General features: G+C 40.6%; 18 protein-coding genes and 2 pseudogenes. 16 read left to right on the top strand and 4 right to left on the bottom strand.

Annotation, left to right across the window (positions count from 1 at the left end; all coding sequences use genetic code 11):
- Window positions 1–115: 115 nt before the first annotated feature.
- The gene (gene metK / locus FD735_RS06765) at window positions 116–1,306 is read left to right on the top strand and encodes a methionine adenosyltransferase (protein ID WP_139658805.1); all 1,191 of its coding nucleotides are present in this window, start codon (window positions 116–118) and stop codon (window positions 1,304–1,306) included.
- Between the two features lie 67 nt (window positions 1,307–1,373).
- Here metK and FD735_RS06760 read toward each other — a convergent pair whose 3' ends face one another.
- The 4 genes from FD735_RS06760 to FD735_RS06745 form a co-directional block, all read right to left on the bottom strand.
- Window positions 1,374–1,673 (bottom strand): DUF1827 family protein, encoded by a 300-nt coding sequence (locus FD735_RS06760; protein ID WP_000767203.1) that lies wholly within the window; start codon window positions 1,671–1,673, stop codon window positions 1,374–1,376.
- Window positions 1,674–1,731: 58 nt separating this feature from the next.
- Window positions 1,732–2,184, bottom strand: coding sequence for an NUDIX hydrolase (locus FD735_RS06755; RefSeq protein WP_139658804.1), 453 nt, complete (start codon window positions 2,182–2,184; stop codon window positions 1,732–1,734).
- 130 nt (window positions 2,185–2,314) lie between these two features.
- Window positions 2,315–4,573: an ATP-dependent Clp protease ATP-binding subunit gene (locus FD735_RS06750; protein WP_139658803.1), complete on the bottom strand. Its 2,259-nt coding sequence runs from the start codon at window positions 4,571–4,573 to the stop codon at window positions 2,315–2,317.
- A gap of 237 nt (window positions 4,574–4,810) precedes the next feature.
- The gene (locus tag FD735_RS06745; protein WP_000443577.1) at window positions 4,811–5,041 is read right to left on the bottom strand and encodes a DUF1797 family protein; all 231 of its coding nucleotides are present in this window, start codon (window positions 5,039–5,041) and stop codon (window positions 4,811–4,813) included.
- Between the two features lie 191 nt (window positions 5,042–5,232).
- On the opposite strand from FD735_RS06745, the gene FD735_RS06740 reads away from it, so the two are divergent.
- The 15 genes and pseudogenes from FD735_RS06740 to FD735_RS06670 all read left to right on the top strand — a co-directional run bounded on the left by FD735_RS06740 (window position 5,233) and on the right by FD735_RS06670 (window position 25,033).
- Complete coding sequence (locus FD735_RS06740) at window positions 5,233–5,916, top strand: amino acid ABC transporter permease (RefSeq protein ID WP_139658802.1); 684 nt, start codon at window positions 5,233–5,235, stop codon at window positions 5,914–5,916.
- Entirely contained in the window at window positions 5,916–6,650 is a 735-nt protein-coding gene (locus FD735_RS06735) for an amino acid ABC transporter ATP-binding protein (RefSeq protein WP_000140921.1), read from the top strand. Before FD735_RS06740 ends, FD735_RS06735 begins: the two co-directional genes overlap by 1 nt.
- 33 nt (window positions 6,651–6,683) lie before the next feature.
- Window positions 6,684–7,004, top strand: a complete 321-nt coding sequence (locus FD735_RS06730) for a TfoX/Sxy family protein (RefSeq protein ID WP_139658801.1) — start codon at window positions 6,684–6,686, stop codon at window positions 7,002–7,004.
- A 148-nt stretch (window positions 7,005–7,152) separates the two neighbouring features.
- A complete protein-coding gene (locus FD735_RS06725) occupies window positions 7,153–8,010 on the top strand; it encodes a bifunctional methylenetetrahydrofolate dehydrogenase/methenyltetrahydrofolate cyclohydrolase (RefSeq protein WP_000057225.1) in 858 nt (285 codons plus the stop codon).
- A 4-nt stretch (window positions 8,011–8,014) separates the two neighbouring features.
- Window positions 8,015–8,788: an HAD hydrolase family protein gene (locus FD735_RS06720; RefSeq protein WP_139658800.1), complete on the top strand. Its 774-nt coding sequence runs from the start codon at window positions 8,015–8,017 to the stop codon at window positions 8,786–8,788.
- A 56-nt stretch (window positions 8,789–8,844) separates the two neighbouring features.
- Complete coding sequence (locus FD735_RS06715; protein WP_139658799.1) at window positions 8,845–9,696, top strand: NAD(P)H-hydrate dehydratase; 852 nt, start codon at window positions 8,845–8,847, stop codon at window positions 9,694–9,696.
- Between the two features lie 196 nt (window positions 9,697–9,892).
- On the top strand, window positions 9,893–12,385 hold the full coding sequence (locus FD735_RS06710; RefSeq protein WP_139658798.1) for a bifunctional DnaQ family exonuclease/ATP-dependent helicase: 2,493 nt from the start codon (window positions 9,893–9,895) through the stop codon (window positions 12,383–12,385).
- Between the two features lie 5 nt (window positions 12,386–12,390).
- On the top strand, window positions 12,391–13,614 hold the full coding sequence (locus FD735_RS06705; protein WP_084882746.1) for an FtsW/RodA/SpoVE family cell cycle protein: 1,224 nt from the start codon (window positions 12,391–12,393) through the stop codon (window positions 13,612–13,614).
- A gap of 10 nt (window positions 13,615–13,624) precedes the next feature.
- A complete protein-coding gene (locus tag FD735_RS06700) occupies window positions 13,625–14,179 on the top strand; it encodes a DJ-1 family glyoxalase III (protein WP_084882748.1) in 555 nt (184 codons plus the stop codon).
- Between the two features lie 84 nt (window positions 14,180–14,263).
- Entirely contained in the window at window positions 14,264–14,827 is a 564-nt protein-coding gene (locus tag FD735_RS06695; protein ID WP_008278047.1) for an HAD-IA family hydrolase, read from the top strand.
- Between the two features lie 13 nt (window positions 14,828–14,840).
- Window positions 14,841–16,787 (top strand): DNA topoisomerase (ATP-hydrolyzing) subunit B, encoded by a 1,947-nt coding sequence (gene gyrB, locus FD735_RS06690; RefSeq protein WP_000134070.1) that lies wholly within the window; start codon window positions 14,841–14,843, stop codon window positions 16,785–16,787.
- 80 nt (window positions 16,788–16,867) lie between these two features.
- Entirely contained in the window at window positions 16,868–18,595 is a 1,728-nt protein-coding gene (gene ezrA, locus FD735_RS06685; protein ID WP_139658797.1) for a septation ring formation regulator EzrA, read from the top strand.
- A gap of 74 nt (window positions 18,596–18,669) precedes the next feature.
- Window positions 18,670–19,933 (top strand): annotated as a pseudogene (locus FD735_RS06680) (IS3 family transposase).
- Between the two features lie 513 nt (window positions 19,934–20,446).
- Window positions 20,447–24,085, top strand: a complete 3,639-nt coding sequence (locus FD735_RS06675) for a Cna B-type domain-containing protein (RefSeq protein WP_139658796.1) — start codon at window positions 20,447–20,449, stop codon at window positions 24,083–24,085.
- Between the two features lie 207 nt (window positions 24,086–24,292).
- Window positions 24,293–25,033 (top strand): annotated as a pseudogene (locus FD735_RS06670) (class I SAM-dependent methyltransferase).
- The last annotated feature ends 8 nt before the right edge of the window (window positions 25,034–25,041 follow it).

Here is a 25,041-nt window from a genome sequence, read left to right as displayed (position 1 = left end):
CCGATAAGGTGGTAGAAAGGTCTATTTTTCTTTCGAGTCGCAACCCGTAGAGGATAGGATTTTTTATCAGTACTTTGTAACTCTATAACAATATTTTTTAAGGGGGGACATTTTTATGTCAGAACGTAAATTATTCACGTCTGAATCTGTATCTGAGGGGCATCCAGATAAGATTGCAGACCAAATTTCAGATGCGATTTTGGATGCTATTTTAGCAAAGGATCCAGAGGCGCACGTTGCTGCTGAGACAGCTGTCTACACTGGTTCCGTCCATGTTTTTGGTGAAATTTCTACACATGCTTATGTGGATATTAACCGTGTGGTTCGTGACACCATTGCAGAGATTGGTTATACCAATACAGAGTATGGTTTTTCTGCGGAAACAGTTGGAGTTCATCCATCGCTTGTTGAGCAGTCACCAGATATCGCCCAAGGGGTTAACGAAGCCTTGGAGGTTCGTGGAAATGCAGATCAAGATCCACTGGACTTGATTGGTGCTGGAGACCAAGGTCTCATGTTTGGGTTTGCGGTGGATGAGACAGAAGAACTCATGCCATTACCAATCTCACTTAGTCACAAGTTGGTTCGTCGTTTAGCAGAACTTCGTAAGTCTGGTGAAATCAGTTACCTTCGTCCAGATGCTAAATCACAAGTTACGGTTGAGTATGATGAAAATGATCGTCCAGTGCGCGTGGACACAGTCGTGATTTCAACTCAGCACGATCCAGAAGTTAGCAATGAACAAATTCACAATGATGTGATTAGCAAGGTTATCAAAGAGGTGATCCCGGCTTCTTACTTGGATGAACAAACAAAATTCTTCATCAATCCAACTGGTCGTTTTGTAATCGGTGGACCTCAAGGGGACTCAGGTTTGACTGGTCGTAAGATTATCGTGGATACCTATGGTGGCTACTCTCGCCATGGTGGTGGTGCCTTCTCTGGTAAAGATGCGACGAAGGTGGACCGTTCAGCCTCTTATGCAGCTCGCTACATTGCCAAGAACATCGTTGCAGCAGGTCTTGCTAAGAAGGCAGAAGTGCAATTGGCCTACGCTATCGGTGTTGCGCAGCCTGTTTCTGTCCGTATCGATACTTTTGGTACTGGAACGGTAGCTGAAAGCAAGCTTGAAAAAGCAGCGCGTCAAATCTTTGACCTTCGCCCTGCAGGAATTATCCAAATGCTGGATCTCAAACGTCCAATTTACCGTCAAACAGCGGCTTATGGACACATGGGACGTACAGATATTGACCTTCCTTGGGAACGTTTGGACAAGGTAGACGCTTTGAAAGAAGCTGTGAAATAAAACTAAAAGATTGGTAGAAACTACCAATCTTTTTTTGCAAAAGAAAACCAGCTTTTGGCTGGTCTTCTTATTTTATAGGGATTGAAATCTCAATCAATTTATCAGAATAAAGCGTCTTGATATTGGCTTCATCAATGCTTTCCTTGTCGATTTTACGTTTTAAGAAGAAGTCTTGGATAGTTTCGATTTCAGGTTCACGAATAGCACGGTGTTTGTTGGAAATGAGGATTTCATAGTGAAGCGGGGCTTGTGTGAAAACTACATCTGTGTTTCCAGCAGAATAGACCTCGACAAGAGTTGCGTCTGTGCTTTCTAATTGGCTTTTAACAAGTTGCGAGTGTGAGTTTGTCGTATTGATAAGCTTCATAACAGTTCCTCCGATTTTCTAACTCTATTATAGCACTTTTTGGATAAAATCGTGTATTTTAGTCAATTTTATGCTGGATTTTCCAAGCTTCTATTCCCCATTTATGGCTACCACGTTTGAGTTTTTCAATTGCTTCATCAACAGGAAACCAAGTAATATGATTAAAATCTTCTAATGGTTTTTGTACTTTTTGGAAAGAAGTAGCTTCATAGAGATAAGCTGGGTTGTAGTAGTAGGTATCACGGTGGCGAGAGTAGAAATATTCATCAGCTTGCCCATAATAGGTTCCAATCTCAGCTGTAAAGCCAAGTTCTTCGATTAGTTCTCTCTTCAGTGCTTCTTGATGATCTTCGCCTGCTTCAATTTCTCCACCTGGCAAGAACCAAGCACCATTGGGAGCTTGAACTAAGACAATTTGTTTTTTTTCTGCATCCGGAATAACTGCGTACACACCATAGCGGGGCTGGTAGGTTACATTCTCTTTTTTAACGCCAAAAGTTGGGTTTGCCATTGCATTTTCCTCATTCTCTAGTATCTTTATTATTATCATAATGGACGAGGGGCAAGCTGTCAAGGTTTTGAATTTATTTTAGTAAAAAAAGTGCAGAAAATGATAGACTTTCTGCACTTGTTAGATAGATTTATTCTTCTATTTCAGAAGCAATCTCTTCTGTTTTCTCAGTTTTTTTGGCAGATTTGATTTGAATATTACCATTACTTGTCATAACTGCCTTGAGGGTTTTCTCACTTGGATTTTCAAGGTAGAAGTCAGTGATGGCATCCTCGATATAGTCTTGAATGGTGCGGCGGAGTGGGCGCGCCCCCATTTTTGGATCATAACCTAGGTCAACCAACTTTTCCTTGACTTTGTCAGTCACATCGAGGTGGATATTGTTGCTAGAGAGGCGTTTGTTGACATCCGCTAGCATGAGTTCGACGATTTGGAGAAGGTTGTCCTTGCTGAGAGGTTTAAATTCGATGATGCCGTCAAAACGGTTCATAAACTCAGGACTAAAGAAGTTACCAAGTTCACCAAGAACAGAATTAGTACGTCCTTCACGAGCAGCTCCAAACCCAACACTGGCTTCGGCCTTTCCAGTACCCGCATTTGAGGTCATGATAATGATAGCATCCTTAAAGCTAACTGTACGTCCTTGCCCATCAGTCAAACGACCATCGTCCAAGACTTGAAGGAACATGTGCATCACATCTGGATGGGCTTTCTCGACTTCATCGAGAAGGATGAGAGAATATGGATTGCGACGAACTTTTTCCGTTAACTGACCAGCTTCATCATAGCCGACATAACCTGGAGGGGCTCCGACCAATTTAGCCACACTGTGTTTTTCCATGTATTCACTCATATCAAAGCGAATCATGCTATCAGCTGAACCAAAAAGTTCAATGGCTAGTTGTTTGGAAAGTTCTGTCTTACCGACACCAGTTGGTCCGACAAAGAGGAAGCTTCCGATTGGCCGGTTAGGAGTTCCAAGTCCAACACGATTACGACGGATGGCCTTGGCAATCTTATCGACAGCTTCATCTTGACCAATGACATGAGCTTTGAGGTCGTCTGCTAGATGGATAAGCTGAGACTGTTCTTTTTCTTTGAGTTCTCCAACAGGGATATTGGTTTTTTGCTCAATGATATGTTCGATGGTTTTCTCGCTAATGATTGGAGTATCCTGATCGGTCACCTTGTTCTTTTGCATTTCTTTGTACTTGGCAATCTGATCGCGGAAATAAGCAGCCTTTTCAAAGTCTTCCTCTCGTGTAGCTTGCGCCTTGAGATTTTCAGCTTCTATTAAACGCTGATCAATCACTTTAGGATCAACAAAGTTCAGTGTCAGATTCATCTTAGAACCAGCTTCATCCAACAGGTCAATAGCCTTGTCTGGCAAGAAGCGATCTTGGATATAGCGGTTGGAAAGATTTGCAGCAGCTTCGATAGCAGCATCAGTATACTTGACGTGATGGTAGTCTTCGTATTTCTTTTGAACCCCTTTAAGGATGATAATGGTTTCTTCGACAGTTGGTTCATCTACCTTGACAGGTTGCATACGGCGCTCTAGGGCGGCATCTTTTTCAATGATGCGGTATTCATTGAGAGTAGTGGCTCCGACCAGTTGCAATTCACCACGGGCAAGGGCAGGTTTGAGGATATTGCCAGCATCCATATTGCCATCGCCTGCTGACCCTGCACCAACAATTTCATGGATTTCGTCGATAAAGAGGATGATGTCCTCGCGTTTGCGAATTTCTTCCATGAGCTTTTGCATTCGTTCTTCAAATTGGCCTCGAATCCCTGTTCCTTGGACTAGACTGACCACATCCAGACGGATGACCTGCTTGCCTTGGAGTTTATGGGGAACATCGCCATCAACAATCTTCTGAGCTAGACCTTCAACAACGGCTGTTTTACCAACACCTGGTTCTCCGATAAGGACAGGGTTGTTCTTGGTTCGACGGTTGAGGATTTCGATAACGCGGATAATCTCCTCATCTCGACCAATAACAGGGTCAATATCTCCCCGACGAGCAATCTCAGTAATATTGATACCATATTCCTCTAAGAGTCCTCTTTCTTGGCTAGGAGGTGTTTGAAGTGGGCCGCGGTTTTGAGGCCCATAACCACCGCTTCCTCCGTATCCCCCACCAGATTGAGTTGGAGGGACGTTATTAGAAGAAGGTTTGAAATTGTTCAAATCATTGAAAAAGTCGCCGAAGGGATCAAAGTCATGATTATTTAAGTCAGTCATTCCTTTAAAGAGGGTATTATTTGGATCTGTTTTGATAATTTTATAGCAATTTTGACAGAGATCAATTTGCTTTTGCTGTCCATTGATATTGGTATACAGATGAATTGTTGAGTCGTTAATTTTACAGTTTTGACAGAGCATACATCTACCTCATTTCATTCTTATTCTTGGTCTAAGAAAAAGGTCAAGAATAGTCAAAGTTTTATACTCTCATTATAGCATGATTAAGGTGTAAAGCAAGTAAAAAGATTGGGAAGTGGTCGTTTTTAAAAGAAGGATTTATGGAGAATCCAGCGACATTGAAGGTAAGAAAAAATCCCATTTGTGGTGACAAAAAGGATTCTCATTCATCGGGCCTTTCTGCCCGTTGTTTTTATATTAGTAAAGGAGTTCGTAGATCTCCATTGCAATCAAATCAATGCTATCAAAGGTATAAGTTTCACGAGCTTCTACATCGCGAAGGGTGAAGAGCGATCCGTTTTCTTCGTCATGGCTGTATGCAACTTCTGCGACAACAACACCTTCACGTTCAAAATTACGTTTTAGATTTCCACCATCTTTTGTCATTGCTTCTAGGCGGTTAATGATTCTAACCAAATGTGATTCCATTTTGATTCTCCTCCATTTCTTATCGTTTCTATTTTACCATAAACAAGAGGTAGTTGACTAGAAAAAAACTGTGATTTCTCTCTATTTCTCTATTCTATCAAGTTAATTGGTAAAATTAGAGAAAAAGGATTGAATTTTAATTCAATTCATGTTATAATCATACAATCCAATACATAGAAAGTTGATTGAATATGAATTTTTCTTTTTTACCAAAGTATTTACCGTATTTTAACTATGGTGCTCTGATTACCGTATTGATTTCTATCCTTGTTGTCTGCTTAGGGACCATTATAGGTGTGTTACTGGCCTTTGCTCAGCGATTACGCTTTAAACCGCTCGTCTGGTTTGCGAATGTCTATGTTTGGATCTTCCGTGGTACTCCGATGATGGTTCAAATAATGATTGCCTTTGCTCTTATGCATATCAATGCTCCGACTATTCAAGTGGGAATTTTAGGAGTTGATCTTTCTCGTTTGATTCCTGGTATTCTGATTATTTCTATGAACAGTGGTGCTTACGTTTCAGAAACTGTTCGTGCGGGGATCAATGCGGTTCCTAAAGGGCAGTTAGAGGCAGCTTATTCCTTAGGTATTCGTCCCAAAAATGCCATGCGTTATGTCATTTTGCCACAAGCTATCAAAAATATTCTTCCAGCTCTGGGAAATGAATTTATCACCATTATCAAGGATAGTTCCCTCTTGTCTGCGATTGGGGTGATGGAGTTGTGGAATGGTGCAACGACTGTAGCGACAACAACTTATTTACCGTTGACTCCCCTTTTATTTGCAGCCTTTTACTATTTGATTATGACCTCTGTTTTGACAGTGGCATTGAAAGCGTTTGAAAAACATATTGGACAAGGAGACAAAAAATAATGACAGAAACCTTGATTAAAATTGAAGAACTACATAAGTCTTTTGGGAAAAATGAAGTTTTAAAAGGTATCAACCTTGAGATTAAACGAGGAGAAGTTGTGGTCATTATCGGTCCGTCAGGGAGCGGGAAATCAACTTTCCTTCGTTCTATGAATCTCCTTGAAGAAGCAAGTAAAGGTAAGGTTATCTTTGAAGGAGTTGATATCACTGATAAGAAAAATGACCTTTTTGCTATGCGTGAAAAGATGGGCATGGTATTCCAACAATTCAACCTCTTTCCCAATATGACAGTGATGGAAAATATCACTTTGTCACCAATTAAAACCAAAGGTGAAAGCAAGGAAGTTGCTGAGAAAAGAGCACAGGAACTGTTAGAAAAAGTTGGTTTGCCAGATAAGGCAACGTCCTATCCACAGAGTTTGTCAGGTGGTCAGCAACAACGGATTGCCATTGCACGTGGACTTGCTATGGAACCAGATGTTTTGCTCTTTGATGAGCCGACTTCAGCCCTGGATCCTGAGATGGTTGGAGAAGTTCTAGCTGTGATGCAAGACCTTGCCAAGTCGGGGATGACCATGGTGATTGTGACTCATGAAATGGGCTTTGCGCGTGAGGTAGCAGACCGTGTTATCTTTATGGCGGATGGGGTTGTTGTCGAAGATGGAACGCCTGAGGAGATTTTCGATCAAACAAAAGAACAACGGACCAAGGAATTTTTGAGTAAGGTTTTGTAATACCTCATTTTTAGAAGAAATGGAGTAGGCATCATGGCTTCCAGTAAAGAATATTTAGATTTTATTCTCGAACAGCTATCAGAGCTAGAGGAGATGAGTTATCGTCCAATGATGGGAGAGTATATCCTTTATTATCTTGGGAAGATTATTGGGGGAATCTATGATAATCGTTTGTTACTGAAGCCTGTGAAGCTGGTCTTGGATCAACTGGGACAGACTAAGCTTGAACGTCCTTATGAAGGAGCTAAGGAGATGATTTTGATAGAAGACATTGAAGATAAGTCATGTCTAATCAGATTAATCAAGGAGATGTATGAAGTCTTACCGGCTCCAAAAGTCAAAAAGAAAGCCTGACAAGTTTACCTAGTATAAATAAGCATAAAAGCTCGATAAGGGCTTTTTCTTATAGTTTCAGACTATAAGGTCCATTAGGCAAGAAGTGTTAGAATGGCGAGTTTTTTTTTGATATAATAGAGGATATTTGATAGAAAAGAGAAGAGATATGGCACAGATTATCGATGGGAAGGCTCTTGCGGCTAAGTTACAAGGACAGTTGGCTGAGAAGACGGCTAAACTAAAAGAAGAAACAGGTCTAGTTCCAGGATTGGTAGTGATTTTGGTGGGGGACAATCCTGCCAGCCAAGTCTACGTTCGCAACAAGGAACGGTCAGCTCTCGCTGCTGGCTTCCGTAGTGAAGTAGTGCGAGTTCCAGAGACCATTACCCAAGCGGAATTGTTAGACTTGATTGCCAAATACAATCAAGATCCAGCTTGGCATGGGATTTTGGTCCAGTTACCTTTACCAAAACATATCGATGAAGAGGCAGTTTTATTAGCCATTGACCCCGAAAAAGACGTGGATGGTTTCCATCCCCTAAACATGGGTCGTCTCTGGTCAGGTCATCCAGTTATGATTCCTTCGACACCTGCAGGAATTATGGAGATGTTTCATGAATATGGGATTGATCTAGAAGGTAAAAATGCAGTTGTTATCGGTCGTTCAAATATTGTTGGAAAACCGATGGCTCAGCTTCTTTTAGCTAAAAATGCAACAGTGACCTTGACTCACTCACGCACCCATCATCTTGCCAAGGTGGCTGCTAAGGCAGATATTCTTGTGGTTGCAATCGGTCGCGCTAAGTTTGTGACTGCTGACTTTGTCAAACCGGGAGCGGTTGTCATTGACGTTGGGATGAACCGAGATGAAAATGGCAAGCTTTGTGGAGATGTTGATTATGATGCGGTTGCACCACTTGCTAGTCACATCACACCTGTACCTGGTGGAGTTGGTCCTATGACTATTACTATGCTAATGGAGCAAACCTATCAGGCAGCGCTTCGAACACTAAACAAGGACTAGGAAGATGAAATTCGTATTTGACCTGGATGGAACGCTATCTTTTGACTATATGACCATAGATGAAGAGATTAAGCAGGTTCTTTTAAAGGCTGAAGATTATGGGCATGAGATTGTATTTGCTTCAGCTCGCTCTTATCGGGATTGTTTGGGTTTATTAGGTTCTGAACTCAGTCAGCGTTTGGTTATAGGTTTGAATGGTGGCGTAGCCTATTATCTGGGGAAGGCTATCTTCGAAAGGAATCTCGATACTAGAGTTTATCAGGCGCTAGTGGATTATTGCCAGACCTATAATCTCCCTTTCTTTGTAGATGATTGCTTTGACTACAGTGGTCAGATTGTAGAGAAGATTCCATTTTTCTCCAGTGTGGATCCCCTAAAGGTGGCTCGTCATCAGAAACTTGAGGACTTAGGGACTCCGATTAAGGTAGTCGTTTATATGGGTGACCATGAGGAGTTGCTTGATGATCTACTTGGTCAGTTAGAAAGACTGGGGCAGGCTCATCTCTCCTATCATGCGCATGAAAAGTGCCTTTATGTTAATCCCTTGGATACTCATAAGGCGACAACTGTTGAAAAATTATGTGGGGAGAACTTCATCGCTTTTGGAAATGACCAAAACGATATTGAACTATTTAAAACGTCTCTCTATTCTGTCCAGATAGGAGATTTTGCCGGCCTTACTCCATATGCAGATGACACGTTAGAGCTAAAAGGAGCTCCTTCTCCAGCAGTGGCAGCTAAAATCTTACAGACCTTTGCGGAATTTAAGGGAAAATAGATAAAAGGAGGTCTGAACCTCCTTTTGTAGTATAATAGAGTGAGAGGGAAAAAACGATGAAAGTGATTGATCAAGCTTTACTAGAAAAAGTCATTATTGAACGTTCTCGTCACAGCCATAAGGGAGATTACGGGCGTTTGCTATTGCTGGGAGGGATCTATCCTTATGGGGGAGCTATCATCATGTCAGCCATTGCAACTGTCAAAAGTGGTGCAGGATTGGTGACCGTTGGAACAGATAGGGAAAATATCCTTGCTCTACACAGTCATTTACCTGAGGCCATGGCATTTTCTCTTCAAGACCAGCAATTGTTAAAAGAGCAGTTGGAAAAGGCAGAAGTTGTCTTGTTAGGTCCGGGTTTGCGAGAGGATGCATTTGGAGAAGAACTCGTAAAACGAGTCTTTGACAGCCTTAGAAAAGACCAGATTTTGATTGCAGATGGCGGCGCTTTGGGCATCTTAGCAAAAGCTCATTTTCCATTCCCATCTAGTCAGCTCATCCTAACTCCCCACCAAAAGGAATGGGAAAGACTGTCTGGTATAGTTTTTGACCATCAAAATACAGAGACGACTGCTAGGGCTCTTTCAGCTTTTCCTCAAGAAACGATTCTAGTCGAGAAGGGGCCAGCAACTCGTATCTGGAAAGCTGGTCAGCCTGAATATTATCAGTTAGAGGTTGGAGGTCCCTATCAAGCAACTGGTGGGATGGGAGATACTCTGGCTGGGATGATTGCAGGTTTTGCAGGTCAGTTTCACCAAGTCAGCCTCTATGAGAGAGTGGTGGCAGCAACCCACCTTCATTCAGCTATCTCGCAAGAACTTGCTCAAGAAAACTACCTTGTCTTGCCAACAGAAATTAGCAAGGCTCTTCCGAAAGCAATGAAAAAAATATCTCAAAAAGGCAGCTAATACCTTAGTTGTCTTTTTTTGTTGATGTAGCTTTGTTAATAAGGTTTTCAAATACCTCAGAATCAGGAATCAACTGCTGAACTTGCGTGAAATTCTCACTTTTAAGGTCTGGGTTTTTAGTCAAACTCGCAAGTGAATCCAGATTGTTATCAAAGTTGAGGGGTGTCAAATCATGCTTTTTTTGATATAATTTTTAATGATGAATGCGAGAAATGATCGGTATGTGGTCGTTGATTTAGAGGCGACCAGCACCGGAAGCAAGGCAAAAATTATTCAAGTAGGTATTGTGGTGATTGAGAATGGTGACATCATCGATCAGTATGCGACTGATGTCAATCCTCACGAACCCTTGGATTCTCATATCAAAGAATTAACAGGTCTGACCGATCAACGTTTGGCTGTGGCACCAGAATTTTCTCAGGTAGCTGGAAAAATTTTTGAATTGGTTAAGGACGGTATTTTTGTTGCGCACAATGTACAGTTTGATGCCAACCTTCTTGCAGAATTTCTCTTTTTTGAAGGGTATGAATTGCGTACACCGCGGGTGGATACAGTTGAGCTTGCCCAAGTTCTATATCCTCAGTTTGAAAAGTATAACTTAGGTATCCTTTGTCAAGAGTTGGGCATTGAGCTGGAACATGCCCATACTGCCCTGTCAGATGCTCAGGCAACAGCTGAACTCTTGCTTTACATGCGTCAAAAACTTTTTGAGCTACCTAAAGGGCTCTTAGAAAGCTTATTAAACCTTGCAGACAACCTTCTCTATGAAAGTTATCTGGTGATTGAGGAGGCCTATCAGCAACAATCTCTCTTGTCTTCGCCAGACTTGATGGAACTTCATGGGCTTTTCCTCAAAAAGGAAAGCAAAGGCTTAGTCCCACGAAAGTTATCCAAAGACTTTGCTAAAAACATTTCTTTATTGGGGCTGGAGGAGCGTCCACAACAGCTGGAATTTGCGGAGAAGATTGAGCAATTATTGGAAGAAGACCAGACTTCCTTTATCCAAGCTCAAACGGGACTGGGCAAGACTTATGGTTATCTCCTCCCAGCTTTGAACTTGGAGAGTCAAGCAGGTATCCTAGTGAGTGTTCCGACCAAAATTCTTCAAAATCAAATCATGCAAGAAGAAGGTCAGCGCTTAAAAGAGGTCTTCCATCTGGAAATTCATAGTCTCAAGGGGCCTCAAAATTACTTGAAACTGGATGCCTTTCACAGAGTTCTCAATCGATCAGAGTCCAATCGCCTTTTCACACGCTTTAAAATGCAGTTGCTTATCTGGCTAACAGAGTCAGAGACAGGTGACTTGGACGAAATCGGGCAGCTTTATCGCTACCAGCACTTTCTGCCAGAACTAGTCCACGATGGCAAGCTTTCAAAGAAAAGTTTATTTGCTACAGAGGATTTTTGGAAACGAGGGCAGGAAAAGGCCAAGACCAGTCGTGTTCTTCTGACCAATCATGCCTATCTGGTCACTCGTTTGGAAGACAATCCAGAGTTTGTTGACAACCGTTTGGTAATTTTGGATGAAGCTCAAAAAATGCTGCTAGCTCTCGAAAATCTAGCTCAGCAGGCTTATCGCCTTGAGGAATTTGTAAGCCAGCTTGATAAGTCCTTGGAGTCAGAAGAAGATTTGATTCAGAAACGCTTGCTTGAGAGTATAGGTTTTGAATGTCGTTACTTGATGGAGCAGTATCAATCAGGTCTTAAGAATGGAAAGTGGTTGGATTCTCTCGAAGAGTTGCGCCAGCATTTTTCGGAGTTAGCTCTCCCAGAGTATCGAGAGCTTGCAAACTTTTTCACCTCGGACCGTGAATTTTGGATTGCTACAGCAGAGAAATCGAGCAAGGATGTCTTGATTTGTTCAAGTAAAAAAGGCCGCTTTATACTAGCAGACTTATTGCCAGAAGATTGTAGGCTCTTAGGAGTATCGGCTACTCTTGAAATCAGCAATCGGGTTTCCCTAGCAGATTTATTGGGATTTCCTGATGCTCCGCTTGTTAAGCTTGATGTAGCAAAGCAGGAACAACAAGAAGTCTTTCTAGTCAATGACTTTCCTCTTGTGACAGAAGTTCCGCATTTTGACTATGCTAGTGAAGTGGCTTCTGTCATTCGAAGCTTACAGGCCTTTCAAGAACCCTTATTGGTCTTGTTTACCTCAAAAGAAATGCTGCTGGCAGTTTCGGACCTGCTCGACCAACCGCATCTAGCTCAGTATAAAAATGGGGAACCAAGCCAACTGAAAAAACGTTTTGAAAAAGGTGAACGTCAGATCTTGCTTGGAACAGGTAGTTTCTGGGAAGGGGTTGATTTTTCAACCCATCCTTGCGTGATCCAAGTGATTCCGAGATTGCCTTTCCAAAATCCCCAAGAGCCTTTAACAAAAAAATTAAACCAGGAACTGCGTCAAGAAGGGAAAAATCCTTTCTATGATTATCAGTTGCCGATGGCGATCATTCGGCTAAAACAAGCTCTGGGCCGTACTGTTAGACGATCTGACCAAGGTTCGGTTGCTGTAATCTTAGACAGTCGTGTTACCAGCAAGCGTTACGGCAAACAAATCGCTCAGGCCTTGTCAAAAGAAAGGGCTGTTCAGGTTCTTTCTAGAGAACAGCTAGAGCCTGCTGTAGCTGATTTTCTCCAATCTCGTCGCAATAGAATGAAAGAAAAATCCAAGAAAGAGAAAAGGTAAAAAATATGAAACGTTCCTTCGACTCTCGAGTCGATTATAGCCTCCTCCTACCAGTGTTTTGTTTACTGGTGATTGGAGTAGTGGCCATTTATATAGCAGTTAGTCATGACTATCCAAATAATGTATTACCAATTCTAGGTCAGCAAATCGCTTGGATTGCCTTGGGTCTTGTCATTGGATTTGTGGTCATGTTCTTTAATACCGAGTTTTTATGGAAGGTGACTCCCTATCTTTATGGTCTAGGGCTAGCTTTGATGGTCCTCCCTCTTGTTTTCTACAATCCAAATCTTGTAGCGTCAACAGGTGCCAAGAACTGGGTATCGATTGGTGGAACGACACTTTTCCAGCCATCGGAATTCATGAAGATTTCCTATATCTTGATGTTGGCTCGAGCCATTGTAAGATTCACTCAAAAACACAAGGAATGGCGACGGACTATTCCCTTGGATTTCCTATTGATTGGTTGGATGATCGCCTTTACCATCCCAGTCTTGATCCTCTTAGCCCTACAAAGTGACTTAGGGACTGCCTTGGTCTTTGTAGCTATTTTTTCCGGTATGGTTCTCCTTTCAGGTGTTTCGTGGAAGATCATCATTCCGGTTTTTGCGACAGGAGTGACTGCAGTTGTAGGTTTTATGGCCATCTTTATAAGCAAGGATGGACGTGCCTTCTTGCATCAGATTGGGATGCCAACTTACCAGATCAACCGCATCTTGGCTTGGCTCAATCCCTTTGATTTTGCACAAACAACAACATATCAACAGGCGCAGGGACAAATTGCGATTGGAAGTGGTGGCTTGTTTGGACAAGGTTTCAATGTGTCCAATCTCCTCATTCCAGTACGTGAGAGTGATATGATTTTCACCGTAATTGCAGAAGACTTTGGCTTTATTGGTTCAGTCTTTGTGGTTGCTTTATACTTGCTTCTCATCTACCGTATGTTGAAGATTACGCTCAGGTCAAATAACCAGTTCTACACCTACATTTCGACTGGTTTTATCATGATGTTGCTCTTCCATATCTTTGAAAATATCGGTGCCGTGACAGGCTTACTTCCTTTGACAGGGATTCCTCTGCCTTTCATTTCTCAAGGGGGATCCGCAATTATTAGTAACCTCATCGGTGTCGGTCTCCTCTTGTCTATGAGTTACCAGACCAATCTAGCAGAAGAGAAAAGTGGAAAAGTTCCATTCAAACGAAAGAAAGTTGTCCTAAAACAAATCAAATAAGGAGGCCACTATGGCAAAAGTAGCAGTTATTTTAGCCCAGGGTTTTGAAGAAATTGAAGCCTTGACAGTAGTCGATGTCTTGCGTCGAGTAAACATTTCTTGTGATATGGTAGGATTTGAAGAGCAGGTGACAGGGTCGCATGACATTCAGGTAAAAGCCGACCGTATCTTTGATGGCGATTTGTCCGACTATGACTTGGTCGTTCTTCCAGGTGGCATGCCAGGCTCAGCTCACCTACGAGATAATCAAGCCCTCATTTCACAGATTAAAACCTTTGATCAAGCAGGAAAGAAAATTGCAGCTATCTGTGCAGCTCCAATCGCTCTCCATCAAGCAGGTGTCCTGAAAGACAAGTACTTTACTTGTTATGACGGAGTTCAGGAGCAAATTACTGACGGAATTTATCAAAAGCAAACAGTGGTTGTAGATGGTAATCTAACAACTAGCCGAGGACCGTCAACCGCACTTGCCTTTGCCTATGAGTTGGTAGAGCAATTGGGAGGAGATGCCGAAAGTTTACGAGTTGGCATGCTCTATCGAGATGTCTTTGGAAATCAACAGTAAGACGAGAGTTCGGCTCTCGTTTTTTACTTGGAAAAATCTAGGAAATCATCGCCTTTTTCATAAAAAAATGGTATAATGAAGGGTATGAAATATCACGACTATATATGGGATTTAGGTGGTACCCTATTGGATAATTATGAGACTTCTACTGCAGCCTTTGTAGAAACCTTAGCCCAATACGGAATAGAGCAAGAACACGACCGAGTCTACGAAGCTTTGAAGGTTTCGACAGCTTTTGCCATCGAGAAGTTTGCACCAGATATCGAGGATTTTTTAGAGAACTATAAAGAAAATGAAGCGCGTGAGCTAGAACATCCAGTTTTGTTTGAGGGAATTCCAGAATTACTCAAAGACATTTCGGACAAGGGTGGTCGCCATTTCTTGGTTTCTCATCGAAATGACCAAGTTCTAGAACTTCTTGCTAAGACCCAGATAGCGAACTACTTCACCGAGGTGGTGACTGCCAGTTCTGGCTTTAAACGAAAACCAGATCCTGAGTCCATGATTTATTTACGTGATAAATATCATATTACATCTGGTTTGGTCATTGGTGACAGAAATATTGATGTAGAAGCAGGCAAAGCTGCTGGCTTAGATGCCTATCTTTTTAATAACGTTGCGACATTGAGACAAGCAATAGACATGTAAGAAAAGGGAAAAAATGACAGAAGAAATCAAAAATCAACAGGCACAGGATTATGATGCCAGTCAAATTCAAGTTTTGGAGGGACTTGAAGCTGTTCGTATGCGTCCAGGTATGTATATTGGATCGACTTCAAAAGAAGGTCTTCACCATCTAGTATGGGAAATCGTTGATAACTCAATTGACGAAGCCCTAGCTGGATTTGCCAGTCACATCCAAGTCTTTATAGAGCCTGATAATTCCATCACCGTTGTGGATGATGGGCGTGGAATTCCTGTTGATATTCAGGAAAAAACAGGACGTCCCGCTGTTGAGACCGTCTTTACAGTTCTTCACGCTGGAGGAAAATTCGGCGGTGGCGGATATAAGGTATCAGGTGGGCTCCACGGAGTAGGATCATCAGTAGTAAACGCTCTTTCAACCCAACTAGATGTTCATGTTCACAAAAACGGTAAGATTCATTACCAAGAATACCGTCGTGGTCATGTTGTTGCTGATCTTGAGGTGGTTGGAGATACGGATAAAACGGGAACAACAGTTCACTTCACACCAGATCCAGAGATTTTTACAGAAACAACGACTTTTGATTTTGATAAATTAAACAAACGTATTCAAGAACTAGCCTTTTTGAACCGAGGCCTTCGAATCTCCATCACAGATAAGCGTGAAGGTCTCGAACAGACTAAACATTATCACTATGAGGGTGGGATTGCTAGCTACGTTGAATATATCAACGAGAACAAGGATGTGATCTTTGATACACCAATCTACACAGACGGTGAGATGGATGATATCACAGTTGAAGTAGCCATGCAGTACACAACCGGTTACCACGAAAACGTCATGAGTTTCGCCAATAACATTCACACCCATGAAGGTGGTACGCATGAGCAAGGTTTCCGTACAGCGCTGACACGTGTTATCAATGATTATGCCCGCAAGAATAAACTGCTAAAAGACAATGAAGATAACCTGACAGGAGAAGATGTTCGTGAAGGTTTGACAGCTGTTATCTCTGTCAAGCACCCTAATCCGCAGTTTGAAGGCCAAACCAAGACTAAATTGGGAAATAGCGAAGTAGTCAAGATTACCAATCGCCTCTTCAGCGATGCCTTCTCTGATTTCCTCATGGAAAATCCACAGATTGCTAAGCGTATCGTGGAAAAAGGAATCTTGGCTGCCAAGGCTCGTGTAGCTGCCAAGCGTGCGCGTGAAGTCACACGCAAGAAATCTGGTTTGGAAATTTCCAATCTTCCTGGAAAACTAGCAGACTGTTCTTCGAACAACCCAGCTGAAACCGAACTCTTCATCGTCGAAGGAGACTCAGCTGGTGGATCAGCCAAATCTGGTCGTAACCGTGAGTTTCAGGCTATCCTCCCAATTCGTGGTAAAATCTTGAACGTTGAAAAAGCTAGCATGGATAAAATCCTTGCAAACGAAGAAATTCGAAGCCTTTTCACAGCCATGGGAACAGGATTTGGTGCAGAATTTGATGTCACTAAGGCTCGTTACCAAAAACTCGTTTTGATGACCGATGCCGATGTTGATGGAGCCCACATTCGAACTCTCTTGCTAACCTTGATTTATCGCTATATGAAACCAATCTTAGAGGCTGGTTATGTTTACATTGCCCAACCACCGATTTATGGGGTTAAAGTTGGAAGTGAGATCAAAGAATACATTCAACCTGGTGCAGATCAAGAAATTAAACTCCAAGAAGCCTTAGCACGTCACAGTGAAGGGCGTTCAAAACCAACCATTCAACGTTATAAAGGTTTGGGAGAAATGGATGACCACCAATTGTGGGAAACAACCATGGATCCTGAACATCGCTTGATGGCGCGTGTTTCGGTAGATGATGCTGCCGAAGCAGATAAAATCTTTGATATGTTGATGGGGGATCGAGTAGAACCTCGTCGCGAATTTATCGAAGAAAACGCTGTTTACAGTACACTTGACGTCTAAAAAATGTGGGAAATAGTTCCCTTGGTTTAAAAAATATGATATAATCATTACGATTGTTTCTAGTATAAAAGGAGTTTGATATGTCTAATGGACAACTAATTTATCTAATGGTTGCGATTGCAGTCATTCTGATCTTAGCTTATGTAACAGCCATCTTTTTACGTAAGCGTAATGTAAGCAGGTTAACGGCCCTTGAAGAAAGAAAAGAAGAACTCTACAACCTTCCTGTAAATGATGAGGTTGAAGCCGTTAAAAACATGCACTTGATTGGTCAAAGTCAGGTGACCTTCCGTGAATGGAATCAAAAATGGGTTGATTTATCTCTGAACTCATTTGCTGATATCGAAAATCACCTCTTTGAAGCTGAAAGCTACAATAATTCTTTCCGTTTCTTTAAGGCAACACACAAGATTGATCAGATTGAGAGCCAAATCGGCTTGATTGAAGAAGACATTGCTGCTATTCGCAATGCTCTCTCAGAACTTGAAAAGCAAGAATCTAAGAATAGTGGCCGTGTCCTTCATGCCTTGGACTTGTTTGAATCCCTTCAACATACCGTTGCAGAAGACTCAGAGAAGTATGGGAAAGCTCTTCCTGAGATTGAGAAACAATTGGAAAATATCCAATCGGAATTCTCTCAATTTGTTACTCTAAATTCATCAGGTGACCCAGTTGAAGCTGCAGCAATTCTTGATTCAACTGAAAATCATATTCTTGCTTTGACACACATCGTTGAGCGAATTCCAGCTCTTGTTGAAACCTTGACAAAGGAATTGCCAGACCAATTGGCAGATTTGGAAGAAGGCTATCGCAAGCTGTTGGATGCCAACTACCACTTTACAGAGACAGATATCGAGTCTCGTTTCCAACTTTTGCATGAATCTCTGAAAAATAATCAAGAAAATATTCGTCAGTTGGAATTGGACAATGCAGAGTATGAAAATAATCGCATCCAAGAAGAAATCAACGCACTTTATGATATCTTCACTCGTGAAATTGCAGCTCAAAAAGTGGTTGAAAGTCTTCTTGCTACATTACCAACTTATCTTAACCACTTGAGAGAAAATAATCAGGTGCTTGTTCAAGACCTTGAACGCTTGACTAAAACCTACCTTCTTCCTGAAAGTGATGGCAATCATGTTCGTCGTCTTCAAGCAGAATTGGCTGCACTTGATACAGCAATCATGGAAGTGACGGAGGATCAAGGTGAGTCAACACAAGCCTACTCTGCTCTTGAAGAACAGTTGGAAATGCTTCAAAGTAACCTCAAGGATATAGAGGATGAGCAAATCTCTGTTAGCGAACGACTTGCCCAAATTGAAAAAGACGACCTCAATGCTCGCCAAAAAGCAAATGTCTATGTGAACCGTTTGCATACCATCAAACGTTACATGGAGAAGAGAAACTTGCCAGGTATTCCTCAAAGTTTCTTGAAACTTTTCTTTACTGCAAGTCATAACACAGAAGATCTGATGGCAGAGTTAGAACAACCACAAGTGAATATTGAATCGGTTAAACGAATTCTTGAAATTGCAACAAATGATATGGAAGCACTTGAAACAGAAACCTATGATATCGTTCAATATGCAACCTTGACGGAGCAACTACTCCAATACTCAAACCGTTACCGTTCATTTGATGAGCGTATTCAAGATGCTTTTAACGAAGCGCTTGAAATTTTTGAGAAAGAGTTTGACTACCAAGCGTCGTTTGAAAAAATTTCACAAGCCTTGGAAGTTGCAGAACCAGGGGTTACTAACCGTTTTGTAACTTCATATGAGAAAACACGTGAAGCGATTCGTTTCTAAAATAGAAACTTAGATTTATTGAATTACACCCCAAAAGTTAGACAGAAAAAATCTAACTTTTGGGGTGTTTTATTATGAAATTAACTTATGAGGATAAAGTTCAAATCTATGAACTAAGAAAACAATGACAAAGATTCAAACAGTTTTCAAAAAGATTTGGTGTGGATTCTTCTAGTCTAAAGTACATTGTGAAATTAATTGACCATTATGGAATAAAAATCGTTAAAAAGGGGAAGAATCGTTACTACTCCTCTAAATTGAAGCAAGAAATGATTGATAAAGTCTTGCTGGAAGGTTGTTCGCAAAGAAGTGTAGCTTTAGGTTATGCTTTACCCAACCGTTCACTGTTGAAAAATTGGCTGGCACGATACAGGAAAACGGGTATACTATTGTTGAGAAAACAAAAGGGAGACCTGCTAAAATGGGACATAAAAGGAAAAACCCCTGGGAATAAATGTCAGAACTAGAGCGACTTCAGGAAGAGAATGAACGCTTATGGATTGAGGTGGCCTACTTAAAAAAGTTAAAAGAGTTAGAGGAAAGGGACGAGTTCTTAGAGCGAGAAAGGCAGAGACAGTTAGAGAAATGGTTTCAGGAGGATTTCGACTAGATTTACTTCTTGAAACGGCACAATTAGCTCGCTCAACTTACTACTATCAGTTGAAGCAACTGGATAGGGTGGTTGATAAGGATCAAGAACTTAAAACCGAAATTCAGGCTATTTATAATGATTATAAAGGAAATTATGGTTATCGTCGGATTCACTTAGAGCTAAGAAATCGTGGTTATGTGGTCAATCATAAGAAAGTTCAACGTCTGATGAAAGTCCTTGGTTTAGTAGCTCGAATTCGTCGGAAACGGAAGTATTCTTCCTACCAAGGAAGAGATTGGCAAGAAAGCAGATAAGCTCATTCAACGCCAGTTTTAGATGGTTTCAACAGCGAAATCATTGCTTATTATCTTTCTACTTCGCCCAACTTAGAACAAGTGAAAACCATTTTGGAACAGGCATTCACAGAGAAACACTACGAGAGTACGATTCTCCATATCGATCAAGGATGGCAATACCAAGATGATTCTTATCATCGGTTTCTAAAGAGTAAGGGAATTCAAGCATCTATGTCGCGCAAGGGCAACAGCCCAGACAACGGTATGATGGAGTCCTTCTTTGGTATTTTGAAATTGGAGATGTTTTACGGTTATAAGAAGCATTTTAGGTCTTTAGAAGAGCTTGAACAAGCTATTGTGGACTACATTGATTACTACAACAACAAACGAATTAAGGTCAAACTAAAAGGACTTAGTCCTGTGCAGTACAGAACTAAGTCCTTTCAATAATTATTTGTCCAACTTTTGGGGGTCAGTACACTAACTTTCGGTTTTTTTAGCAATTAAACTATATGGAATTTAATAGAAGACTCTATTAAATTAGTAAAATAAAAATGTTTAAATATAAAATTTTTTATATTTCAGATTTAATTATAAAAAATTTTTTAAATATTTAATTTGAAAATATTCAGCTAGATAGCTTTTAAAAGCAATATTTTTTGAAAAAGTGAAATTCGATATAAAATATTAACACTGCGTCAATATTTTCAAAAGGCAATAACCTCATAATATTACAAAAAAAATTAATTTTGTTTTATAATAAAATTAAAGGAGATTTCTATATTAAGTACAGAACAAATACGATAAGTATTGTACTCACATATAGTTATGAAATATGTTAATATGATGTAGTTTAATTAATAACTCTCATGTATTTCAATAAGTCTGAAAGGAGATGAGTATTGGGAATCTATTATCAGAGTTGGTCGTTTTAATGTTTTCGGTAATTTAGAAAGGAAGATTATGAAGAACAAGAAATTTTGGTTACCCATCCTAACCTCTCTGGCCTGTTTGCTAGGGATGATCTTTGCTCCAAATTCAGTTCAAGCAAAGGAACTGAAGAACGTTATCAGTAATATTGGAATTTGGGAGGTTGATAATGGTAGATTTATAAAACCGGATGCGAATGGTGTTTATACTCTGTCTCCTGAGCATAATGATTACCCGAACTACAAGTTTATCGTAGATTATGATTTAAGTGCTTACGATGGTAAGTTAGAGGATGGTGATACCTTTACATTCACTGTTCCAGGTCCTTTGTCAGTTAAAGAAGAAACTTTTGATCTAAAGGACAAGGAAACAGACCTTGTTATCGGAGAAGCAAAAATTGTGTCAAATGGTGATAATAATGGTGGAAAGGCTACAATTACCCTAAAAAATTTAAAAACTTACCTAGAGAAGAAGAAGGGAATCTACGTTCAGAATGTTAGAGGAAGCTTCTATCTTGGATTTAGTTCTAAGAATGAACTAAGTGAGCAAACACTACGCTTTGAAAAGACAGAAACCATAAATGAAATTACTTATCAAATCAGGGTTGGTCGAAGAGGCGAGGTTGATTATTCTGAAGGGATTGGCAAAGCCAACTTTAGTAAATATCATGGATTAATTAGTAAGGAAGCCTGGACCTCAAAAGCTTTAAATAAGAGTGGTCAATATCTTCATACGTGGTATGTTAGGGTCAATCCAAAGCAAGCTTCATATGATAAAATTGAGATTCATGATTGGGTTGATCCAAATTCGTCACCAATGCAAATGATTCCGGAATCTCTCAGTGTTATAGCAGGTTGGTATAACAAAGTATACTACATGAAAGATGAGGTAGTTTTAGAAGCTGGTAAAGATTACCAAGTTAATTGGAATGATTCTTATACAGAATTCACCATTACCATTAACAACGCTTCTTCTATCGTAGCTAAAAATGGAAAACCAGCAGCTTTTCGAATTGGTTATAAAACGAGCGCTCCAGGAGATGGTACAAAAGTACTGAATAATGTCGAAGTAAAAGCTAATGATAAAAAACTGGAGTATCAAGATTATAGTAATAAGACGGTACTTCAGCAGATTGGTAATTCTGTTGTGGCCTCAGGAGGAACTATACAATTAGAGACAGCTTACCGTATCATTCTTTACAAGGTCGACGAGCTGACTCATGACCGTCTAAAAGGAGCAAAATTCAAGATTACTCCTCCGGCAGGAGCTACGGCTAAAGAGGAAATTGTAACGACAAATGATAATGGAATTGCTGAATCATCTATTTACTCAGAAAGTGATATCAAGAAAGGGAACTTTACGGTAACCGAGATTGAGGCTCCTGAGGGATATGAGTTGAATCCTACTCCATTTGAGATGACTGTTGGACAAGATGGAGCTATCAAAACAGTTACAAATAAACGTAGCAAAGCTAAAGCCAAGATTAAAGCTAATAAAAAACTTACAGGTCGTGAGTTGAAGGCTGAAGAGTTTGAATTCACTTTAACAGACCAAGATGGTAAGGTGAAAGAAACTGTGAAGAATGACAAAGACGGAAACATTGCTTTCTCAGAATTGGAATTCGACAAAGCAGGGACTTATACCTTTAAAATTGCTGAAAAAGCTGGCAGTGATACAGGCATCAAGTACGACACTAAAACTGTTACGGCTACAGTTACTGTAGCGGACAAGGGTAAAGGTGCACTTGAAGCAACTGTTTCTTACGATGATGAAAAAGCTTTCGAGAATACTTACACTCCAGCAAAAACGGAAGTTCCTGTGAAGAAAGTATGGAAGGACGAGAACAACCAAGACGGTAAACGTCCAACTTCTGTCACAGTTAAATTGCTTGCAGATGGTCAAGATACTGGTAAAACACTTGAATTGACTGAAGCAAATGGTTGGGCTGGAAGCTTCAAAGACCTTGATGCTGATAAAGGCGGCACACCTATCAAGTATACTGTAGTAGAAGTAACTGTTACTGGTTACACTTCTGATGTTACTGGTGACGCTGCATCAGGATTCACTATCACAAATAGTTATTCTCCAGAAACAGTTGATGTAAAAGCAACTAAGAACTGGGATGACGCAAACAACCAAGACGGCAAACGTCCAACCAAGATTACAATCAATCTTTTAGCAGATGGTGAGAAAGTCGCATCGAAAGAAGTTCAAGCAGCCGCAGACGGAACTTGGACTGCTACATTCGAAAAATTAGCAAAATATAAAGCTGGTAAAGAAATCAAATACACTGTAACAGAAGAAGCCGTAGCAGAATACGAAGCGACTATTACAGACTTTACGATCACAAACAAATATGCTCCTAAAGCAATCGACTACAAGGTAACAAAAGTATGGAAGGACGCAAACAACCAAGACGGCAAACGTCCTGAGTCCGTAACGGTTCAACTTTACAAAAAAGTAGGAGATGCAGATCCAGTAGCTGTTGAAGGTAAGAAATTGACCTTAACAGCTAAGGAGAAGACTGATGATAACACTTGGGTAGCATCCTTCACCAATCTTCCACAATACGAAGCTGGAAAAGAAATCACCTATTCTATCAAGGAAGTGGATGTACCAGCTGGTTATGAATCCTCTGTGACTGGTCAAGTAGTGACAAACACCTATAATCCAGAAACAGTTGTTCTTTCAGGAACTAAGGTTTGGAAAGATAACAACAACCAAGACGGTAAACGTACAAGATCTGTGAAAGTTCAAATTCTTAACGGCGAAAAAGTTGTTCAAGAAATTGAAGTTTCAGAAAAAACTGGCTGGAAGTTCGAATCTAAAAAACTTCCTAAGTATGAAAATGGTAAAGAAATCAAGTACACTGTCAAAGAAACTGCTATGACAGAATACAAAGCAACCATCACTACAGATAAGGATGGCAAGTACACCATTACCAATGAATATACACCAGAAAAAATTGCTGTAAGTGGACAAAAGACCTGGATTGATAATAACGACCAAGATCGTATCCGTCCAGCATCTATCACTGTCGCTCTTCTTGCCAATGGTAAAGAAACTGGCAAGACAGCAATCGCAACAGCTGAAACAGGTTGGAAGTATGAATTCACTGAACTGGACCGTTACCAAAATGGTAAAGCAATCGAGTACACAGTCAAAGAAGTTGGTGTTCCTACAGGTTACACAGCTACTGAAACTGGTATGAATGTGACCAACACCCACACACCAGAGAAAACAGCTGTAAAAGGTCATAAGATCTGGAAAGATGAAGAGAACAAAGATGGCATCCGTCCAGCATCTATCACCGTAAAACTTCTTGCAGATGGTAAGGAAACTGGTCAGACAGCTACAGTGTCAGAAACAAGTGGCTGGACTTATGAGTTTACAGGTCTTGATCGTTATCAAGAAGGTAAGGAGATTGCCTACACTGTTGAAGAAGTGAATGTTCCAGATGGTTATACAGCTTCAGTAGAAGGTTACAACATTACAAATACGCACACTCCTGAAAAACCAACACCTGGCAAACCAAATGAACCAGGTAAGCCTAAAAAAGGTGGGGAATTGCCTAATACAGGAAGCGAGTCTAACCAAGTGGCTCTAGTAGCTGGAATCGCCCTTCTTGGATTGGGAACAGGATTCTTGGCAAGACGCAAAAAAGAAGATTAAGTTTTTTAAACGGTATCTTTCACGAAATTTTGCAACACAGTTTAAAAGTGGAAACAAGTGTCAATGGAAATTGGCACTTGTTTTTTTTGTAACTAACTCTGGTTCTACTACCAGATACAAGTGGATAGTTGCCACTTACTAAAAAGCTATTGTTTTTGCGATGAATTCCACTATAATAGGTGACAAATAGAAAAGGAGATGTTGCATATGATTGAAACAAGATTACAAGATAAATTGAAGTCAGGCTTGGAGGTAGAAAATTTTCAAAAAGATGGGGCTATCTATCTGTCTCTTAATCCAGATTATCTATCTGGATATAATGCTAAATAGATGACCATGTATAACCATATGGCTCGCTGGTACGATATGAGTGAGAAATGGATAGGACCACTTCTCCACGGCAAAGCAATTGATAAGTTGAGAAGGGATCTGATGGAGGAAATAGAATGGAAAGATAATTTATCAGTTCTTTATGTCTCTATCGGGACTGGTCAAGACCTCCGTTATATCCCTGAGACAATTGACCTGAAAAGTTTAGACTTTGTAGGGGTAGATATTTCTATCAGTATGCTAGAAAAATGCCAGAAATCTTGCGCTAACAAGACCAATCTGCAACTTTTCCATGCTTGCGCGGAGGATCTACCCTTTGCGGATAATAGTTTTGACATTGTCTACCATATTGGCGGAATCAATTTTTTCAATGATAAGGCCAAGGCTATGCAGGAAATGCTACGAGTGGCGAAGTCAGGGACTAAGCTTTTAATTGCAGATGAGACGGCTGACTATGTGGATCAGCAATATAAGAAAAATCATTTTAGTAAGGATTATTTTAAAGATGCTACTGTTGATTTGAGTGAAATTGAGAATGCTGTTCCAAGCGAAGTTAAGGAAAAGGAAATGAAACTTCTTTGGGATGGTAAATTCTACGCCTTGACATTTAGGAAATAAGAAAAAGT

This window comes from Streptococcus sp. 1643, assembly GCF_006228325.1.
In the GTDB taxonomy this organism is placed as follows: Bacteria; Bacillota; Bacilli; order Lactobacillales; family Streptococcaceae; genus Streptococcus.
Note: the sequence above shows the minus strand (reverse complement) of the source record. Positions and strands in the feature narration are given on the sequence as shown.

Coding starts and splice junctions, on each gene's coding strand:
- metK (WP_139658805.1), top strand. CDS start 116: ATGTCAGAACGTAAATTATTCACGTCTGAATCTGTATCTGAGGGGCAT.
- FD735_RS06760 (WP_000767203.1), bottom strand. CDS start 1,673: ATGAAGCTTATCAATACGACAAACTCACACTCGCAACTTGTTAAAAGC.
- FD735_RS06755 (WP_139658804.1), bottom strand. CDS start 2,184: ATGGCAAACCCAACTTTTGGCGTTAAAAAAGAGAATGTAACCTACCAG.
- FD735_RS06750 (WP_139658803.1), bottom strand. CDS start 4,573: ATGCTCTGTCAAAACTGTAAAATTAACGACTCAACAATTCATCTGTAT.
- FD735_RS06745 (WP_000443577.1), bottom strand. CDS start 5,041: ATGGAATCACATTTGGTTAGAATCATTAACCGCCTAGAAGCAATGACA.
- FD735_RS06740 (WP_139658802.1), top strand. CDS start 5,233: ATGAATTTTTCTTTTTTACCAAAGTATTTACCGTATTTTAACTATGGT.
- FD735_RS06735 (WP_000140921.1), top strand. CDS start 5,916: ATGACAGAAACCTTGATTAAAATTGAAGAACTACATAAGTCTTTTGGG.
- FD735_RS06730 (WP_139658801.1), top strand. CDS start 6,684: ATGGCTTCCAGTAAAGAATATTTAGATTTTATTCTCGAACAGCTATCA.
- FD735_RS06725 (WP_000057225.1), top strand. CDS start 7,153: ATGGCACAGATTATCGATGGGAAGGCTCTTGCGGCTAAGTTACAAGGA.
- FD735_RS06720 (WP_139658800.1), top strand. CDS start 8,015: ATGAAATTCGTATTTGACCTGGATGGAACGCTATCTTTTGACTATATG.
- FD735_RS06715 (WP_139658799.1), top strand. CDS start 8,845: ATGAAAGTGATTGATCAAGCTTTACTAGAAAAAGTCATTATTGAACGT.
- FD735_RS06710 (WP_139658798.1), top strand. CDS start 9,893: ATGATGAATGCGAGAAATGATCGGTATGTGGTCGTTGATTTAGAGGCG.
- FD735_RS06705 (WP_084882746.1), top strand. CDS start 12,391: ATGAAACGTTCCTTCGACTCTCGAGTCGATTATAGCCTCCTCCTACCA.
- FD735_RS06700 (WP_084882748.1), top strand. CDS start 13,625: ATGGCAAAAGTAGCAGTTATTTTAGCCCAGGGTTTTGAAGAAATTGAA.
- FD735_RS06695 (WP_008278047.1), top strand. CDS start 14,264: ATGAAATATCACGACTATATATGGGATTTAGGTGGTACCCTATTGGAT.
- gyrB (WP_000134070.1), top strand. CDS start 14,841: ATGACAGAAGAAATCAAAAATCAACAGGCACAGGATTATGATGCCAGT.
- ezrA (WP_139658797.1), top strand. CDS start 16,868: ATGTCTAATGGACAACTAATTTATCTAATGGTTGCGATTGCAGTCATT.
- FD735_RS06675 (WP_139658796.1), top strand. CDS start 20,447: ATGAAGAACAAGAAATTTTGGTTACCCATCCTAACCTCTCTGGCCTGT.